15 protein-coding genes are annotated in these 16,657 nt (G+C 41.1%); 3 read left to right on the top strand and 12 right to left on the bottom strand.

Annotation, left to right across the window (positions count from 1 at the left end):
* Window positions 1-108: 108 nt before the first annotated feature.
* The 10 genes from C4S61_RS01855 to C4S61_RS01800 form a co-directional block, all read right to left on the bottom strand.
* Window positions 109-1,071 (bottom strand): GDP-L-fucose synthase family protein, encoded by a 963-nt coding sequence (locus C4S61_RS01855; RefSeq protein ID WP_103923164.1) that lies wholly within the window; start codon window positions 1,069-1,071, stop codon window positions 109-111.
* 642 nt (window positions 1,072-1,713) lie between these two features.
* Entirely contained in the window at window positions 1,714-2,283 is a 570-nt protein-coding gene (locus tag C4S61_RS01850; protein WP_103923077.1) for a hypothetical protein, read from the bottom strand.
* Window positions 2,284-2,813: 530 nt separating this feature from the next.
* Window positions 2,814-3,752: a UDP-glucuronic acid decarboxylase family protein gene (locus tag C4S61_RS01845; protein ID WP_103923076.1), complete on the bottom strand. Its 939-nt coding sequence runs from the start codon at window positions 3,750-3,752 to the stop codon at window positions 2,814-2,816.
* Between the two features lie 59 nt (window positions 3,753-3,811).
* Window positions 3,812-3,985, bottom strand: a complete 174-nt coding sequence (locus tag C4S61_RS01840; RefSeq protein ID WP_235009747.1) for a four helix bundle protein — start codon at window positions 3,983-3,985, stop codon at window positions 3,812-3,814.
* 65 nt (window positions 3,986-4,050) lie between these two features.
* Window positions 4,051-4,305 (bottom strand): GIY-YIG nuclease family protein, encoded by a 255-nt coding sequence (locus C4S61_RS01835; RefSeq protein WP_103923074.1) that lies wholly within the window; start codon window positions 4,303-4,305, stop codon window positions 4,051-4,053.
* A 195-nt stretch (window positions 4,306-4,500) separates the two neighbouring features.
* Window positions 4,501-5,499: a mannose-1-phosphate guanylyltransferase gene (locus C4S61_RS01825; protein ID WP_103923072.1), complete on the bottom strand. Its 999-nt coding sequence runs from the start codon at window positions 5,497-5,499 to the stop codon at window positions 4,501-4,503.
* Between the two features lie 1,104 nt (window positions 5,500-6,603).
* Entirely contained in the window at window positions 6,604-7,161 is a 558-nt protein-coding gene (locus C4S61_RS01815) for a hypothetical protein (RefSeq protein WP_103923070.1), read from the bottom strand.
* A gap of 567 nt (window positions 7,162-7,728) precedes the next feature.
* Window positions 7,729-10,176, bottom strand: coding sequence for a GumC family protein (locus C4S61_RS01810; protein ID WP_103923069.1), 2,448 nt, complete (start codon window positions 10,174-10,176; stop codon window positions 7,729-7,731).
* A gap of 6 nt (window positions 10,177-10,182) precedes the next feature.
* On the bottom strand, window positions 10,183-10,995 hold the full coding sequence (locus C4S61_RS01805) for a polysaccharide biosynthesis/export family protein (protein WP_103923068.1): 813 nt from the start codon (window positions 10,993-10,995) through the stop codon (window positions 10,183-10,185).
* Between the two features lie 392 nt (window positions 10,996-11,387).
* Complete coding sequence (locus tag C4S61_RS01800) at window positions 11,388-11,756, bottom strand: DUF2116 family Zn-ribbon domain-containing protein (RefSeq protein WP_103923067.1); 369 nt, start codon at window positions 11,754-11,756, stop codon at window positions 11,388-11,390.
* A gap of 204 nt (window positions 11,757-11,960) precedes the next feature.
* Here C4S61_RS01800 and C4S61_RS01795 point away from each other — a divergent pair, with 204 nt between their 5' ends.
* From C4S61_RS01795 to C4S61_RS01785, 3 genes are all read left to right on the top strand, one after another.
* Window positions 11,961-12,656, top strand: coding sequence for a DUF2490 domain-containing protein (locus C4S61_RS01795; RefSeq protein WP_103923066.1), 696 nt, complete (start codon window positions 11,961-11,963; stop codon window positions 12,654-12,656).
* 175 nt (window positions 12,657-12,831) lie between these two features.
* A complete protein-coding gene (locus tag C4S61_RS01790; protein ID WP_103923065.1) occupies window positions 12,832-13,416 on the top strand; it encodes a DUF4136 domain-containing protein in 585 nt (194 codons plus the stop codon).
* A 222-nt stretch (window positions 13,417-13,638) separates the two neighbouring features.
* The gene (locus tag C4S61_RS01785) at window positions 13,639-14,481 is read left to right on the top strand and encodes an OmpA family protein (protein ID WP_103923064.1); all 843 of its coding nucleotides are present in this window, start codon (window positions 13,639-13,641) and stop codon (window positions 14,479-14,481) included.
* A gap of 102 nt (window positions 14,482-14,583) precedes the next feature.
* On the opposite strand, the gene C4S61_RS01780 is transcribed toward C4S61_RS01785, so the two are convergent.
* Together C4S61_RS01780 and C4S61_RS01775 are read right to left on the bottom strand one after the other, a co-directional pair.
* Window positions 14,584-15,927: a TolC family protein gene (locus C4S61_RS01780; RefSeq protein WP_103923063.1), complete on the bottom strand. Its 1,344-nt coding sequence runs from the start codon at window positions 15,925-15,927 to the stop codon at window positions 14,584-14,586.
* Window positions 15,908-16,588 (bottom strand): ABC transporter ATP-binding protein, encoded by a 681-nt coding sequence (locus C4S61_RS01775; protein ID WP_103923062.1) that lies wholly within the window; start codon window positions 16,586-16,588, stop codon window positions 15,908-15,910. The genes C4S61_RS01780 and C4S61_RS01775 overlap by 20 nt, the downstream gene beginning before the upstream one ends.
* Between the last annotated feature and the right edge of the window lie 69 nt (window positions 16,589-16,657).

Below are 16,657 nucleotides of genomic sequence, written 5' to 3'. Positions count from 1 at the left end.
GCAACCCTCAGTGTAACTCCGTGTAATTAATCTTGCAAGCTTGCGAGCAAAACTCTGTGCCTCCTCTGCTGTCCTCTGTGGTCCGCTGTGTAACTAATCAAGCGAGCACTAGATTTTCACTTCTTTAAAGGAGTCCTGATGTTCGAGGAACCACACATAGGTTCTTTTTATCCCCTCTTCCAATCCCACTTTAGCTTTCCAGCCGGCCTTTTCCATTTTGGATACGTCCATCAATTTTCTAGGCGTGCCATCGGGTTTGGAGGAATCCCAGATGATCTCTCCCGCATGACCCACTGTCTTTTGGATCAACTCAGCAAGTTCGCGAATCGTTAAGTCAGCACCTGTTCCTACATTGTATAGGTTATCTTCAAACTTATTTTCCAAAGCAAAAACCACGGCATCTGCTAAGTCTTCCACGAATAAAAACTCTCTCATCGGTGTTCCACTTCCCCATAAGCTTACTGTCGACTGTCGACCGTCGACTGTTGACTGTTTAGCTTCATGAAACTTACGAATCATTGCAGGCAGAACATGAGAGGTTTTCAAGTCAAAATTGTCGTATGGTCCATACAAATTAGTCGGCATCAAGGAGATGTAGTCCTTTCCAAATTGCTTTCGAATGGCTTCGCAAGCCTTTACTCCGGTGATTTTTGCCACGGCGTACCATTCGTTGGTCGGCTCCAATGGACCTGTAAGCAAGTATTCCTCTTTTAAAGGTTGGGGAGCAAGTTTGGGATAGATGCAAGAGGAACCTAAGAAGATGAATTTTTTCACATCAGCTTTCAAAGAATAATCAATCAGATTATTTTGAATCTGCAGGTTCTCCATCAGAAACGGATAGGGGTACTCATTATTCGCCAAGATTCCTCCTACGCGTGCTGCTGCATCGATGACTACTTCGGGTTTTTCGGTTTGGAAAAAATCAGAAACAGCCTTCTGATTTCTCAGATCCAATTCAGCTGAGGTTTTTCCTATCAAATTAGAATAGCCTTTGGCTTCTAAAGCTCTCCAAATGGCGGATCCTACCATTCCTCGATGGCCGGCGATGTAGATTCTGGAGTGGTGGTTGATGGTCAAGGTTGTTTTTTGAATTTGTTTATTGTTGAAAGGAATAATCAAAGAATTGGTTAACTGACCACTTGTTGAAGCCTTGATTTGAAGGTTCAGTGTTCAGTGAGTTCAGAGTTCAAGGGTTGTTGAACCGTTGGATTGTCGAACTGTTGAGTTGAGCTTTCCAGGTTCGGCCAAATTATGAACATCGAACAAAAATTTTGTAAAAGAGAAAGGATTAAAGTGCTATTCAGCGTTCTATGGATCAATGGACTGGTCTACTCCCTACTGCCAAAAATTCAACTTTGAACTTAATTTCTTGACAATTACAAATTTATCACAGCTTCGCCCTTTCAGTCCCAGCTGGAAGGAAAATTTTTCGGAGCGGGAGGGAAAAGGGATGAACTACCTCTAGTTTGGCTCCGGAATTTTCGCTTATTCTGCTACTTAGCTTTTAAAGCTTAGTTTGTATAATACTCCTCAGGAAAGGAGATTTTTTAAAGAGATTTATTTTCTAAAAAGGCCAGCTAAAAAGCCATTTTTTGCTGATCAAAATTGATGCTACAAAGATAAAAAATCGAGTAATTTAAGTACTCAGTTTGGGTGATTTTTTAGCTTATTTTATACATCAGGTATTATGCGTTTTGAATACATTTTTTTGCATCAAAAGGAGGATTGCACCCGATTTAAGCCCTCCAAATCATAGATCAGCCAGGTTTGGCTGTGACTAAAATTTTCAACATAAATCTCTGTCCCCATAAGGCAAGGCAATCGAAAACCCTGAATGGACTCTTTTTGCCGGAGTTGCTCCAAAATTTCAGGACTTTGACATAATTTGTCAAAAGCTGCCCCATAGTCATAGATGCGTTTGAATTTTGCCAGAAATTTTCCATCTAAAAAAAAATCATAAATACTGATCGGCTTATTGCCCGGATTCCGGACAAATCGCTTTACCCGGAACTCACCCTCCGGAATTTTACAAGTGAATATGACATTGGGCAGAACGTATTCCGGTTCCCGTAATTCTTGGGTAAGGATTTCTTCCTCCAGGTTGACTGGGCAATCCAGGATGGTAGCATCTTGGAATCGATACTGCAATTCCCTGATCATGGTGAACGGATCAAAAAGGACAGACTTGCCGGTGTACTTGTAAACGACCTTGTGTCCTAACAGCGTACGGGTCTTGTTTTTATAGCCCGTCACTGCTTTACTAAAGAAATTTAGTATGCTCATTGTTTTAAAAAAGGGGGGATAAACAATTTGAATAGTCAAAAAACAAACTATTCATACGGTGAGCAAAACTATATTTTTTATAAACAAAAAGCAAAAAAATGAATACGTGTAGCGTTTTTTAGTAAATATGTTGGTTTTGGAATGTATTCGTTGAATTGACTGTTTGGGGTAAGGATTATTTAACTGCTGAATTGGTGAATAACTGAATCGATGAATCGGTTAACTGTTGAATTGATCCATTGAGTTAAGGGTTAATTCGTTAAGTCCAGGCGATTGTTGAATTGCTGAATTGTAGAACCGTTGAATTGAGATTTCGGTGGTCAGTCGCTGTTGGCAGCGTTTTGGGTCGAAGTCATCGCGAGGAGCAGAACTTTACCTATTTCCTTATTCAAAACCTCCTTGCGACGAAGCGATCTTTTGTTTTATTCCGAAAGATTGATTCGGGATCATAGGGCTTAAAGGTGATTTGATAATTAAAAAAATCGCTTGCAATGACTCAATCCACCGCTTTACGCTTAACTATTTAACCATTAACCCTTCAGAAGCTTGTCGAAATAATCAATCGTCTTGACCAGTCCTGATCGAAGATCTATCTTCGGTTCCCAGTCGAGTTCTTTTTTGGCCAGGTCAATGACGGGTTTGCGCTGCATGGGATCATCCTGAGGTAGGGGTAAAAACTTCAATTGGCTTTTGCTTCCTGTCATTTCGATGACCAGTTGGGCAAGTTCCAGCATGGTAAATTCACCCGGATTGCCAATGTTGACCGGCCCGGTAAATCCATCCCGTGAATTCATCAGGCGGCACATCCCCTCTATGTTGTCATCCACGTAGCAGAAGCTGCGGGTTTGCCTTCCGTCTCCAAAAATGGTGATATCCTGACCTTTCAATGCCTGCACAATAAAATTACTTACCACTCTCCCATCGTTGGGGTGCATTCTGGGGCCGTAAGTATTGAAGATTCGCATGACCTTGATGGCTACCTTATGCTGTCTGTGGTAATCAAAGAAAAGGGTTTCTGCACATCGCTTTCCTTCATCGTAGCAGGCACGGATACCGGTGGTGCTGACACTTCCCTTGTAGGATTCGGGTTGGGGGTGAACTTCCGGATCACCATATACCTCCGAGGTGCTTGCCTGAAGAATTTTGATTTTGAGTCGCTTAGCCAGGCCGAGCATGTTAATTGCCCCGATCACCGATGTTTTGGTCGTTTGTACCGGGTCAAACTGGTAGTGAACCGGGCTGGCAGGGCAGGCTAAGTTGTAGATTTCATCCACTTCCACAAAGAGCGGAAAAGTCACGTCATGCCTTAGGAATTCAAAGTTTTTGTTATCCAAAAGGTGGTGGATATTGGACTTTCTGCCTGTGAATAGGTTGTCGACACAAAGGACTTCATTGCCTTCATTCAGCAATCGCTCACAAAGGTGAGACCCTAAAAATCCGGCGCCTCCGGTGATAAGAATTCGTTTCATGGTTGGGGGTTAAGTGGTTAAGTGGTTAAAAGTTTAATTATTAAGCGTAAATTCGAGCATTATTTGTAGCCTTTCGGACCACCGAACTTCAAAGTTAGAATCAGATTAATGATTTTTATTTTCAAAATATCTGTTCTCCTCAGCATATCTTCAAAAGATTCTTGATTAATAAATTGAACATCAAATGCGCTGTATGCTTGTGATCGAACTTCTCCATTTGATCCTTTCGCTATATACAGAAAATTAATAAACTCCTTGTTACCGTCTCTTTCAAATCCTTCGGCGACCCTGTGAAATACTATTCCAGGAGGAAATTTTTTAGTCGATTTTTAATATATCTTTTGCCATTTACTGACTTTAGATACTTCTCCCTATGAATTGCATCGTGTTGATTAAGACAAAATTCGTAATAAACCAAATTTAATGGTAAGCTGTAGTTTGTTGCGGTTACCAAACCGGTGTTGTGCTCCTCAAACCTACGCTTGCTATCAGAAGTAAATCCAGTATAAAACTTTTTATCTTTAAGGCTTTGAAGTAAATAAACGTAGTACATTATTTTTTCACAGGGTCCATAAATGAACCAGCCGCTGAGTTAATTTGGGATGAAAACCTGAGATCCTTGGCAAACAATACTTCATTCGACAGTATCCTAACAATTAAAGATAACTCTCTGGCAAATTTCCAAATCTTCAAAGTTTTCGATTTTGGCCAACTTTTATCAATTAACTATTAACCAAAAACAACATTTTCAGACGAGTTCCGTCTTTTCTTTCTCGAGCCGCTCGTAGATTTTTTTTACATCCTGGGCATTTTCCTTTTTGAGAACCAAGATGGCATCCGGAGTTTGGATTAATAGGGTATTGGTCAGACCTGCGAATTCGGTGTGGAGTCCGGTGCCAATGACCATATTGCCCAGTTCATCTTTGGGATGGCCTTCTTTTTCCAGATAATCATAAATAGACTCAAAAGAACCCATATCACTCCACTGGAACTGTGAATTAACCATTTTTATCCGATCAGTTCGCTCCATTACTGCATAATCGACGGATATAGCCGGGATTTTCATGGAAAGATCGAAATCCAATTTCCCGTCTTTGGAATTTTCATAAGCTTCCTTAGCCGAATGATAAACCTCAGGTTCAAGGCGTTGGAGTTCGTCTAAATAGATTCCTGCCTGAAAGCAGAACATGCCTGAATTCCAGAAAAAAGATCCATTTTCCAAAAATGCTTCTGCAGTCTTCAAATCCGGCTTTTCACGGAAGCTTTTCACGTTTTCTCCTTCTGCCTCAATGTATCCGTAGCCTGTTTCAGGCTTGGTAGGTTTGAGCCCAAAGGTTACAATAAAGCCTTCTTTTGCGAGTTGGATCGCCCGATTGACGGCATTTGCATAGGACTCCCCTTCTTCAATCAAATGATCAGAAGGTGTGATAAAAAGGATAGTTTCGGATTTGGTAGCAAATGCGGCAAAAGCAATTGCCGCCGCGGTATTCCGGGGGCAAGCTTCCACTATCTCCGTATAATTTGTAATTTCTGATTCTTTCAGGTCCTTTTGTGAAAGTTGGTAATTGTCACAGTTTCCCACCACAACTACGTCATCGCAAAAGGCACGATTTCTCAAAACGGTCTTCTGAAAGAGGGTTTGTTCCTCAAAAATAGGCAGGTATTGTTTAGGTCTTGATTTTCTTGACAAGGGCCAAAGTCGGGATCCGACCCCGCCTGAGAGGAGGACGTTGATTGTCGTAGACATCGTATTATCGCTTAGGTTCAGCCGGATAATTAAAAGGTTCAGGGTTCAAAGTTCAGGGTTAAGATACCAAAGTTTGATGTTCAGAATTCAATCAATCGAGTTCGATGTTCAATAGACTACCCTTATTAACCAAACTTGTTACCTTTTTTATCTGAATTTCTTTAATAAATAATCTGTATGCCTGCGATGTCACCAATAGAAAGAGGAAAGAAAGAGAAGATTTTTGAAGTCGATAATTCATTAAAATTTCAAAACAAATCCTAAATAGCTCTGAAGGAGCTAAACCATTCATGACCCTGTACGAAGTGCAGGGTATCCATTGAATTCCTTTCCTTAGAGCCCTGAAAGGGTGAAATTTCAAGGTATCGCCCCTTCGGGGCTCCAGATTTTATCATTTTGACTTTACCCCCGGCTAGACCGGGGGTTATGAATTGTTTTGATCCTTCGGATCTTAGATTAACAAACAATCACCACCACTTTAATTTAATTTGACTACTGGTTTCTTTGCGGACAATCATATTCTGAATAAAAACACTGAACATTGAACCCTTAACAATTAAAAATTTTTAAGATCGCTAAAACTAAGACTCTTGAACACAGCTTCGCCCTTTCAGTCCCGGGATGTTGAAATGGAAGTTGAGAAATGTGTCGGCGGGTATGATTTGGACAATTCAAAAATCGACCCGACTTTCTCTTTTTTCCTTTTCTTTTAGGTCTTAGCCAGTTTAGAATTCCTTGAAAAGCTCCTGGGATTTACAAGGTTATAGGTTATCCGATTTTTTAAAAAAAAGTGCTTCAAATCGAGATTTAAAACATCCTTTTACCTTTAATACTCAACAAAGGTACAAAACTGAGTAGTTTTTGTACTCAGTTTTATTCCTGTTTTTTAGAAGTTATTTTCTTACTTGAACACGGTCTGTTTTTTATAAAGATTAACTTAAAACTATTAAATTAAGAATATTATATAACCATACCGGGTAATTCCCTCTGAGCCAGATTCAAATCAGCTAGTTGGCTAGTGCACTTCGATTTTGGGAGCCAAAATAAATGAATTTCAAAGCGGGTTAAATCGCCCGGCGGAAATGGAATGGCATTTCATTTTGATTAATTTATCAGGGTATCCAACTTTGAATTTTTGAAGAACCAAATCTGTGTATGCCCAAACTTCTCGACAAAAAGCTGCTCTCCCTGATTGTTTTGCCAGAGCCATTTTCCCAGTTCCAGGTCAATCGCCAACCCAGTTTCCGAAGCAAGTTTTAGCCCAATTTTCTGAATTTGGGAACCATAATCATATTTTCGTCTAAACGTACCAAGGAGCTGGTCATCCAGTTCAAATCGATAAAAACTAATGGGATAAAGGCCACCTTTTAAGGAGAACCTGGAAACTTTCAGGCTCTTACCTTTAAAGAAACACTCACAGACAACAGAAGGCTTTTCCTCTTCTTCTGGAAATTCAAGTTCAAGAAGATTTTCGGAGATTGGGGATATCATCCTCAATTGCTGAACCTCCTCATGTGCTACCCGGGTATTGAATTCTTTCAGCATTCCTATGGGATCGAAAAAAATAGGTTTGTCAGAATAGGTGTAGCGAAAATCAATTCCATTGACTTTCTTCTTGACCGTCTGGTACCCTGTCAACAGTTTTCTAAAATAGTTTATCATTTGAGTAAGGCTTTAAAATGATGAGGACAACCGTAGCACTCCATTAAATTGAATTCCATCTCCTTTAAAAATGATGGCAAAAATGATGGGTAAACAGATTTTTGAGAAAGTTAAAATTCCGATAAAAAAAGGAAACGGGGAAGCATTAAATAATATATTTTCAATTAATTATAATAATAATTAGTATAATTATTATTATAATTGAAATAAGTTAATTATTTCACAATAAAATCATAATTTCTTATTAAACTAATTACATAATGAATCTGGAAAAAATCAGCAGAATAAATGTTGGCAGTCGGAAATAATTTCAGGATAAAAAATTCAAAGAGAGGAACATGCAAACGAGTTGGGGAAAAAAAGAACTAGTATCCACAGTTTTAGGGGATAGGATTTGATTAATCGTTGGATGCTTAGACCAGCTCAGCAACCGTCGTTTAATCGAAAAAAATGTTCAGCGGTCAATATTTATAGTTTGTTGAACTGGTGAATTGGTAAGCAATTGCTTTGATTCAATCCCATAAAAAAAGCCCCGGACTTGCCGAGGCTTTGAATTTGCGTTTTTTATTAGCGCTGTCTTCTCAGGGCTCGTTTCCACCAAGGGATTTGCACCTCTTCATGGTAACCGTAGGAATTGTTGCCGTATCCGTAGCCATAACCATAGCCGTATCCGTAGCCATACCCCTTGTCTATGTGCAAGTCATTGAGGATCGCATACATTTTTGTGATCCCCCCTTTTTCAACCAGGTTATTGAGGATATGCGTATTTCCTTTCATGGAGTATCCCTGTCTGAACACATAGAAATTCACATCAGCGTAAGAAAATAGCTCCTTGGTCTCTGAGACAAGTCCGACAGGCGGGCAGTCAAATATCACTACATCATACTCCGCTTTAATTTCTGTCACTATTGTTTTGAACTTTTCCTGCAAAAGTAATTCGGCAGGATTAGGAGGAATGGGTCCAGAAAGAATTAAGTCCAAGTTTTCGAAGCCGGAATGCTTGACCACAGATTGCCAAGGTGTATCGCTACTCAGACAGGTACTTATTCCTTTGTCATTGACCATACCAAAATCCTGGGCGATTTTTGGTTTACGCAGGTCTAAACCTATCAAAACGGTTTTTTTACCCATCAGTGCAAAAACTGAGGCCATGTTGAGCGAAACGAAAGTCTTGCCTTCTCCTGAGATGGAGGAAGTAAAAAGAATCGTAAGGTTTTGCTTCTGAGGACTTAGGTAGGCCAAATCAGCCCGTAAAGAGCGGAATGATTCGGTAACCGAAGAGCGGGGATTATTAAATACCGGCAGGGCATCCGTAGAATTATTTCTGCCGATCATTCCGATCAACGGAACTTTGATCTGCTTCTCCAGCTCTTTTGGATCTTCGATTTTCGTATTTAGAAAATCCTTAACGGTAATAAATCCAATCGGAACAATCAGTCCCAGGATCAAACCAATCAACAGATTTAAGCTTCGCTTTGGAGCAATGGGAAGTTGACCGGATTTGGCAAAATCCAGGATTTTATTACTTGGCATGTTGGAGGCTTGGGTAATCTCTGCCTCTGCCTTTTTCTGTAAAAAGTAGATGTAGATGTTTTCGGTGATCGTAAACTGCCGGGTATAGCTTAGCAACTTGCGCTCAGTCTGAGGCAGGGCGTTAATCTCCTGTTCGATGGTTCTGATTCTCCCATTGATATCTGCGAGGACATTTTGGGTGTTAACGATGGCGGAATTGACATTTTCCTGAAGCGCTTTGGTCGTGTTTTGAATTCGGGAATTGATATCCCGAACCTGTGGAGTCTGATCCGAAAAGTTGGCCGTCAGCCGAACCCGTTCAGCCTGCAATTCGGAAAGATTCTGCACCAGTGCATTGAGCAAAGGATCTGTTGTTCCAATTATTGAAGGGGAAATCAATTCGCCAGATAAGCCACTGGACAGGTAATCCCGGAGTGTCTGAAGGTATTTCAGGTTGATTTCATTCAGCCCCTTTTCCTTTTCATATTCGGACAGTCTTTCAAAAATGATAGACCCTTCTTCGGAGAGATTGAAGATTTTATTTTCGGATCGATATTGTTCGAGTTGATTTTCAGAGCCTCGAAGTGAATCTGTTATTCCACTGAGTTGTTGATCGATGAATTTAATGGTGTTTTCTGCTGTACGGTTTTTATCATCCAATTCCCGCTGCAGGTAGGTTTCCATTAATTTGTTGAGGTAATCCTCTCCCATTCTTCGGAGGGGAGTTTCCAAACCCAAGGTGACAATGGAGCTTTGCTTATTGGATGGGGCAGCCTGAAGTTGTTCTTTATAAGAAAGCGCTAAACTTGGAGTATCCACCAGTTTAAAATAAAAAATTTCATTCGGCTGGGCGGAAACCTTTTCAATCTTAAACTCAAAGGACTCACCTTTTACCAGCTCACCGAAGCGGAAGATTTTTTTCTCAAAAAGGAGCTCTTCCAATCTACCTTTATAATAAGGATCATTTGGATAAAAAACAGAAAATCCTTCTTCCTCCACACTCAGCTCAAAACTGTTTTCATCGATTACCTCGACCTTGAAAAGTCCTCCTACCACCTGAGGCTTATTCCAATCCACACTTACCAAGATCGGAAAATTGCCATAGGCTTCGGTTTTCTTCAAGAAATCTTCCCGGTAATAGCGAACGTTGAAATTGAGCTCATTGAGTGCTGCTTGGGCCAATGAAAAAGACTTTAGAATTCCGATTTCATTCTCAATGTTACTTTTACCCTGAAGGCCCAGAAGCCCTGCCGATTCAAAAAGGTCCGCACCCAATGCTGCGTTCTCATCCTCCACAATAACGGTGGATTCGATTTTATACACGGGGGTAGTTAAGCGGTTGAAAAGAAAAGCAGAAAGCAGCCCCAACAGGGCAAAGACCAAAATAAGCGGCCAATATTGCAGGTAATTGAAAAGGATAACTTTCAGGTCGATTTCATCTTCCTGATTGACCATAAACGGGGACTGCGGAGTCTGATTTATTTGTGGTGAATTCGGATACATTTATTATTATCGGGTAGCAACATTAATGATTAGAACTGCTGCGGTAATCGCAGAAATAATTAGCGCAAGGGATTGGGCGGCGTTCTCCCCTGCGCCGATTTCACGAACCTTCATTGGCTCTGCATAGAGTTGATCATTGGGTTGAATAAAGTAATACGGGGAGCGGATCAATTGCCGATCGTTCAGATTAAGTCGATGGAGCTTGGTTCCTTCGGGATATTGACGGATCAATAAAATCTCATCTCTTTTTGAGATATTGGTCAGATCACCGGCATTGGCAATTGCTTCAAAAATGGTCATTCTGTCCTGAAGCACCACAAATTTGCCGGGTCTTCTAAACTCGCCTAGGGCGGAATAACGAATACCTCCAAGTTTCACTTTCACGTAAACCTCGGTGGTCACATACTGTTTGAGTTGGGATTCGATTTGAATCCGGGCTTCTTCAATCGTTTTGTCTTTGACATTGATGGCACCTACAATCGGGAGACGGATATTTCCTTCCCTATCCACCGTGTAGCCTGTCATGTAATAGATATCTCCCCCACCTTGTCCTGCTACTTGCATTTGCGGATTTCCACCCACAGCTGCCCTATTGTTGAAACCGTTTAACAGCAGATCTTCAACGGTTTGAATATTGACATCCACGATATCGTTGTATTGAAGCTTGTATTCCGGAATTTCATAAGAAATTAATTCATCATCAGGAATCGGTTCGTTACCCTCAAGATTTTGCAGGTAAATGATTTTTTCGTTAGAAACACAAGACAATGAACCCCAAAAAACGAGTCCAAAACATAGCATACTGAAGAGCTTACGCATAAAGGAATTTTAACTAGTCGATCTCAAAAACTGGGCAAAGTTAGGAAATTACTACAAAAAGTCGGGATTTTATTGATTTGGAAAAAAACGCAGGCAAGTCTTGGGGGGGATTAGAGGAGGATTTTAGTGTTGACCTGGTTAATGGATTAACTGTGAAATTGACTAACTGGGTAACTGGTGAACTGACTTACTGACTTACTGACTAATTATTGAATCAACTTAGTGTTGGGATTCGGGGTTTAGAGTTCAGGGGTTGTTAAACTGGTTAATTGATGGTTGATGGACGGTTCTTGGGTTTTTGCTTCTTGCTTCTTGCTTCTACTTTTTTGCTCTAGTTTCCAATCCTTGGTACTTGGTACTTGGTAAGTAGTACTTTATACCTAGTAATCCTCCTAAACCTCCTTTCCTTTGACGATCAAAAACCAGTCTCCATCAAGTTCGAGATAGCCGAAGTCGTAGCAATAATGATAGAGGTTACCTTTTTTATTTTGATAGGTATGGGTGTAAAACTTAAAATTAAATCCTTGCCTCGTCAATCGCTCCCGGGTGGTTTTAGCCAAAACTTCCCCTGATGGAATCAGCGTCTCGAGAATTTTTCGATTTTTCTTCAGGGTATGATTGATATTCCGGATCAAGTTGACACTTTCCGGATTTTGTTGATTGTTATAGGTATTTCTGCAACTGTCGTCACAGAATTTTTTATCAACCCGACCCTGAATCGGTTTGCCACAGTGAAGGCAGTTTCTTTTTTCCTGAGTCATAGCTAAAAAGTTTCCTTCAATTTAGAGAATCTAGTTTGAATAGTAGGTATTCGAATACTCGTTTGATTGAAAAAGGGTTGAGGGCTGAGGATTAGACACTTCGACAGGCTCAGTGCAGGCATGCTCAGCAACCGCAGGTTAAGAATTAAGGGCATTTATAAAATCCAACTGGAAGAACGTGATCAATTTTACTAATTTGTGCAAATGAAGAAGCTATGTATCTCGATTTTACTATTCTCACTGCAATTTCCCGTGTTCGCTCAAGAAGTGCCTGATTTGGGTTCCTGGTACATGTATTTCGGGAATTTCAGATTTGCAGAGTCTCCCTGGGCAATTCACGGAGAGGCGCAATACCGGGACAATAAGATTCTCGGGGACCTCGAGCAATTACTGCTTCGTACAGGCCTTCAATATAACCTCAAATCAGGTCAGGTGAGTTTTCTGGCCGGATACGCATCGATTACCACCGGCATCCCCGGAGAAGCTACCGAGACGTTTCACGAAAACAGGATTTACCAAGAGGTAATCTTCAGGCAAAGCCCGGGAAGAGTCGGTTTGATGCACCGCTATCGGTACGAACAGCGCTGGATTGAAGGTTTGGACTTAAGGACGAGATTTCGCTATGCGATTTTTATCAATGTGCCATTAAATAAAAAAGATTTGGCGGAGAAGGGGGCTGTTTACGCACAGATTTATGATGAAATCTTTATAAATGGAGAAAAACCAACAGAAAATTCCCAATTCTTTGACCGTAATCGAATCTATCTGGGCATTGGATATCGTACATCTCCCAGACTGGCACTTCAATTCGGACTGATGGAACAGACAAGCAACAGCCTTTCAAAAACCCAACTTCAATTCAGTGCCTTTCACCAACTCATTTCAAGGAAAAGCCGGTAAAAGGACATTTTTTCGATTTAAATAAAAAAATGTCCATTTTTAGATCACTTCTTGATAAATTAGATCGATTAGAAACCTGAAAAATAAGCACTTGCCAAAACAAAAATTCAAAACCAAAGGTTAGACAAAAGCCTCTTTTAATACGAAAAATCGACCATTAAAACCACAGTCAGCCATGAAAATTTCCTCAGCCCTTCTCATACTCCTTGTAGTAAGCACTGCCTCTTGCTTTTCGTCCAAGGATTACGTGACTGATTACGACTACAACTACACCGGCTCTTTCAAAAAATACAAGACATTCGCTTTTGTAGAAACCAATGAAAAAGAAGTTTCTCCTCTGGTAAGCGTACTAAACTCAACGATCGGTGCAAGACTGGGTTCGCAGGGTTATCGGGAGCAAATCAGCAAACCCGACATGTTGGTGAGTTATAAGATTTTTTCAGACTCGATTCGGTACCGAGGCTATGTTCAACCGGAATTTGACTACTGGCTCAACCGCACAGGAATGACCTACAGGAATGATGAGGGAGAAATCGAACGGGAACAAGAGAAGGACGAAACCTACAATCAGGTAAAATATGCGGAGAACAACGGCATGCTGGTGATCTATGTGATCGACTCCAGGAAAGGGAATACCATCTGGCAAGGCTACACCGCTGCAAACTTTGATCTGGCATCTCCCACATTCCAGTCCGACATCACGCGGGCAGCCTATCGGGTGATGAATGAATTCAAAATTATCAACAGACTTTCGGAATAAGCTTAATTGTTTACTCAAACTGGGGAGATACGCTACAGTTCTCCCACTATTGTCCTGAGAAATCAGGACTATTTTTTTATCTCCACTTTTTTGAAAAACTGTTAAAAACAATGATTTTGAAGCCAAAAGGGCATTTTTAGCATCACAAGGGATTCAAAAATTTAAACCCCGCTGGCTTGGCGGGCTATTTGGAATTGCTTTGAAAACCAAAAATCAAAACCAATGAAAAAATCACTTCTTCTAGCAAGCGTTATCGGATTGAGCTTAACGGTCTCCTGTGTATCCAAAAAGAAATACACCGAACTGGAAAGCAATCTTTTTAAAACCCAATCCGAACTAGCGGCAACCAATCAGGAAAAAGCTGAATTGGAAGAAAAAATGTCTGCAATTGAGGCCCGCGTTGCGGAATACAATGCAAGGATCAATTCCTTGAGGGAAACCAACGACCAATTGACGGAAACGAACAATGGCATGATGACTCTGGAAGGTGCGGCGGTGATGTCCAAAAACTCCAAAGCCAAAATGAATGAGACTTTAGCCAAGGTAGATCCGGCCAAATTGGCAGAAGCCAAAACCCTCGAAGACTCGGTAAACCTTGCTATTGGTCATAATATCAGAGAAAATATCACCGAGCAAGGTGGAGATGAAGATGATGTCCAAATTGACATTGACAAAACTGTGGTGATGATTTCTATTTCAGACAAACTACTCTTCAACACAGGTAGCTACAGAATCAATTCTAAAGCAGATCCTTTGCTGAAAAAACTTGCAGAGGTGATCAATGCCGAACCAAGTCTACAAGTGATGATCGAAGGCCATACAGATTCAAGAACCATCTCCACTCCTGCTTTGGAAGACAATTGGGATTTGTCAGTGAAGAGAGCTACCTCCATCGTGAGAGCCCTTCAATTGAAATATCAGGTAGCACCTGAAAAAATGATCGCTGCCGGTAGAGCCTCTTATGTGCCTTTGGTTGAAAATGACTCCCAAGAAAATATGGCTTTGAACAGAAGAACACGAATTGTCCTGATTCCAGATTTGGATATGTTCTTCTCGATGCTTTAAAAACAACTACCACAATTCAACCAAGCAAAAAGACAGGTCTAATGGATCTGTCTTTTTTTTGTGAGCTTTGATCCTTTGTGGTTTTCTTTTTTTCAGACTGATCTAAAAATCCAAAGTTCCCAAAGCAAACTTCATCAATACATCCTGAAAATAAAGGGTATAGACCGCTTGGGCTTGGTCTGCCTGAGCCCTGACCAAAGTCTGATTGGCAGTAGATACCTCCACAAAACTGGAAAGCCCCAGTCTGAAACGTTCATTGACAGCATTGAATGCTTCTTCTGCGGCCAACACCTGAACTTGGGCATTTTTCTCTTTTCGCAATGCCGCCAGGTAATTCTGATAGGATAATTTTACCTCCTGGTACACTTTCCGGTCAATGGATTCTTTCTGAAGGACTTGGTTTTCATAGGCCACTCTGCTTCTCCCCACCTCGAGACGAGATTGGAAGTTGGTAAAAATCGGTATCGTCAACCCTATCCCAAGGGTATTCTGAGGATAAATTCTCAGAAACTGCTCCCGCAAACTTCTCTGATCCAAGGAAGTAAAGAAGGTGTTGTAATTGTAAAAGGCATTTAATCGCGGAAAATACATCGCTTTGATCGCCTGCATGTCCTTTTTGAAGGAATTGGCCAGCAACGTCTGCTGCGTTAAATCCTGCCGGTTAGATTTTGCCAAGTCATAGAGTTGAGTCAAATCCAGGCCTTCAAAGGAACTAACTTCCCGAATGGGATCTACCGATTCAATCACAGGAACCACACCCGGTGGCAATTGTAGGTATTCAGTCAATAGCCAAAGGTCATTCTCATATTGGATTTCTGCATCCACTTTGACAGATTCCAGTCGTGCCACTTCCGATTGTTGGTTGTACAGGTCCGACATCGTCCGCAAACCCGCATCTACAAAACCCTCAATCTGAACCAATTGCTGCTTTTGGTTTTCGAGATTTTCTCCAGCTATTCGTACTAATTCTTGATCCAACAGCACCTGCAAATACCTCCGTGACACATCAAAAATCACCTGCTGCTTGGCACGGTTAAGTCCTTTTTCACCCGCTTCCAAAGCCAATATTGCAGATTGGGTATCAAGGATCCTTCTACCGGAATTAAACAGCGGCATAGTGACATTCAGGTTTCCCGTTAGGATGTCATTTGAGACGTTGGTAACCACAATCTCACCTTCTATCTGCTGGAATTGCTGACCCGTTTGCTGTAAAAGATTGGAGGACATTCCTACTGAAGGAAGATGGGAAAACATGGCCACTTGCTTTTCCTTTTGCAGTATGGACATGTTGTTTTGCTGTATTCTATAGTCCAGGTTTTTGGTCAAGGCCAGTTCGACTGCCATTTCAAAATTCATTGGAATGGTATCCTGAGCCTTTAATTTTCCCCAGACCAAACTTGCTCCAAGAAGCGTAAGCAAGGTGAATTTACTTTGTGATAGCTTCATCCGTTTTTATTCTACCGTCTACTAAATTGATTAATCGAGTTCCGAAATCGGCATTTTCCCGTGCATGCGTTGCCTGGATGATGGTGGTGCCTTCGGTATGTAATTCCTGGAAAATCTCCATGATTTCTTTCGCTTGGGCTGAATGCAAATTGCCGGTCGGCTCGTCTGCTAAAAGCACTTTTGGTCGTCCTGCAATGGCTCGGGCGATCCCTACCAATTGCTGCTGTCCTCCTGAAAGTTGCGCAGGGAAAAGGTCTTTTTTTGCCACCATATTAAACCTGTCCAGAAGATTGGCGATGATGCTTTTCCGCTCAGAGGAAGAGACATTCCGATAGAGCAAAGGCGTTTCTATGTTTTCGTAAACGGTAAGTTCATCGATGAGGTGGTAGGCTTGAAAGATGTATCCAAACTCACTTTTGTGGAGGTTGGATCGCTCTTTATCCTTCATGGTTTTGATGCGTTTTTCACCGAAAAAGTACTCTCCTGCGTAATCTTCATCCAATAACCCAAGGATATTCAGCAATGTAGATTTACCTGCTCCGGAAGGCCCCATGAGCGTGATAAATTCCCCTTCGTTTATCGTCAGGTCGATTCCCTTGAGAATAAAAATCCGCTGAAAACGTGACTCGATGTACTTATCTATTGCTTTGAGTTGGATCATTTTGAAAGTTGGAAAGTTGTAAAGTTTTAAGGTTGTAAGGTTGTAAGGTTGTAAGGTTGTAAGGTTGGA

Origin of the sequence: Algoriphagus boritolerans DSM 17298 = JCM 18970 (assembly GCF_900108085.1) — a bacterium.
In the GTDB taxonomy this organism is placed as follows: domain Bacteria; phylum Bacteroidota; class Bacteroidia; order Cytophagales; family Cyclobacteriaceae; genus Algoriphagus; species Algoriphagus boritolerans.
The sequence above is the reverse complement of the archived record's forward strand: the minus strand, read 5'-3'. Positions and strand labels throughout refer to the sequence as shown.

Coding starts and splice junctions, on each gene's coding strand:
- C4S61_RS01800 (WP_103923067.1), bottom strand. CDS start 11,756: ATGACTCAGGAAAAAAGAAACTGCCTTCACTGTGGCAAACCGATTCAG.
- C4S61_RS01810 (WP_103923069.1), bottom strand. CDS start 10,176: ATGTATCCGAATTCACCACAAATAAATCAGACTCCGCAGTCCCCGTTT.
- C4S61_RS01815 (WP_103923070.1), bottom strand. CDS start 7,161: ATGATAAACTATTTTAGAAAACTGTTGACAGGGTACCAGACGGTCAAG.
- C4S61_RS01835 (WP_103923074.1), bottom strand. CDS start 4,305: ATGTACTACGTTTATTTACTTCAAAGCCTTAAAGATAAAAAGTTTTAT.
- C4S61_RS01790 (WP_103923065.1), top strand. CDS start 12,832: ATGAAAATTTCCTCAGCCCTTCTCATACTCCTTGTAGTAAGCACTGCC.
- C4S61_RS01825 (WP_103923072.1), bottom strand. CDS start 5,499: ATGTCTACGACAATCAACGTCCTCCTCTCAGGCGGGGTCGGATCCCGA.
- C4S61_RS01780 (WP_103923063.1), bottom strand. CDS start 15,927: ATGAAGCTATCACAAAGTAAATTCACCTTGCTTACGCTTCTTGGAGCA.
- C4S61_RS01850 (WP_103923077.1), bottom strand. CDS start 2,283: ATGAGCATACTAAATTTCTTTAGTAAAGCAGTGACGGGCTATAAAAAC.
- C4S61_RS01795 (WP_103923066.1), top strand. CDS start 11,961: ATGAAGAAGCTATGTATCTCGATTTTACTATTCTCACTGCAATTTCCC.
- C4S61_RS01805 (WP_103923068.1), bottom strand. CDS start 10,995: ATGCGTAAGCTCTTCAGTATGCTATGTTTTGGACTCGTTTTTTGGGGT.
- C4S61_RS01775 (WP_103923062.1), bottom strand. CDS start 16,588: ATGATCCAACTCAAAGCAATAGATAAGTACATCGAGTCACGTTTTCAG.
- C4S61_RS01785 (WP_103923064.1), top strand. CDS start 13,639: ATGAAAAAATCACTTCTTCTAGCAAGCGTTATCGGATTGAGCTTAACG.
- C4S61_RS01845 (WP_103923076.1), bottom strand. CDS start 3,752: ATGAAACGAATTCTTATCACCGGAGGCGCCGGATTTTTAGGGTCTCAC.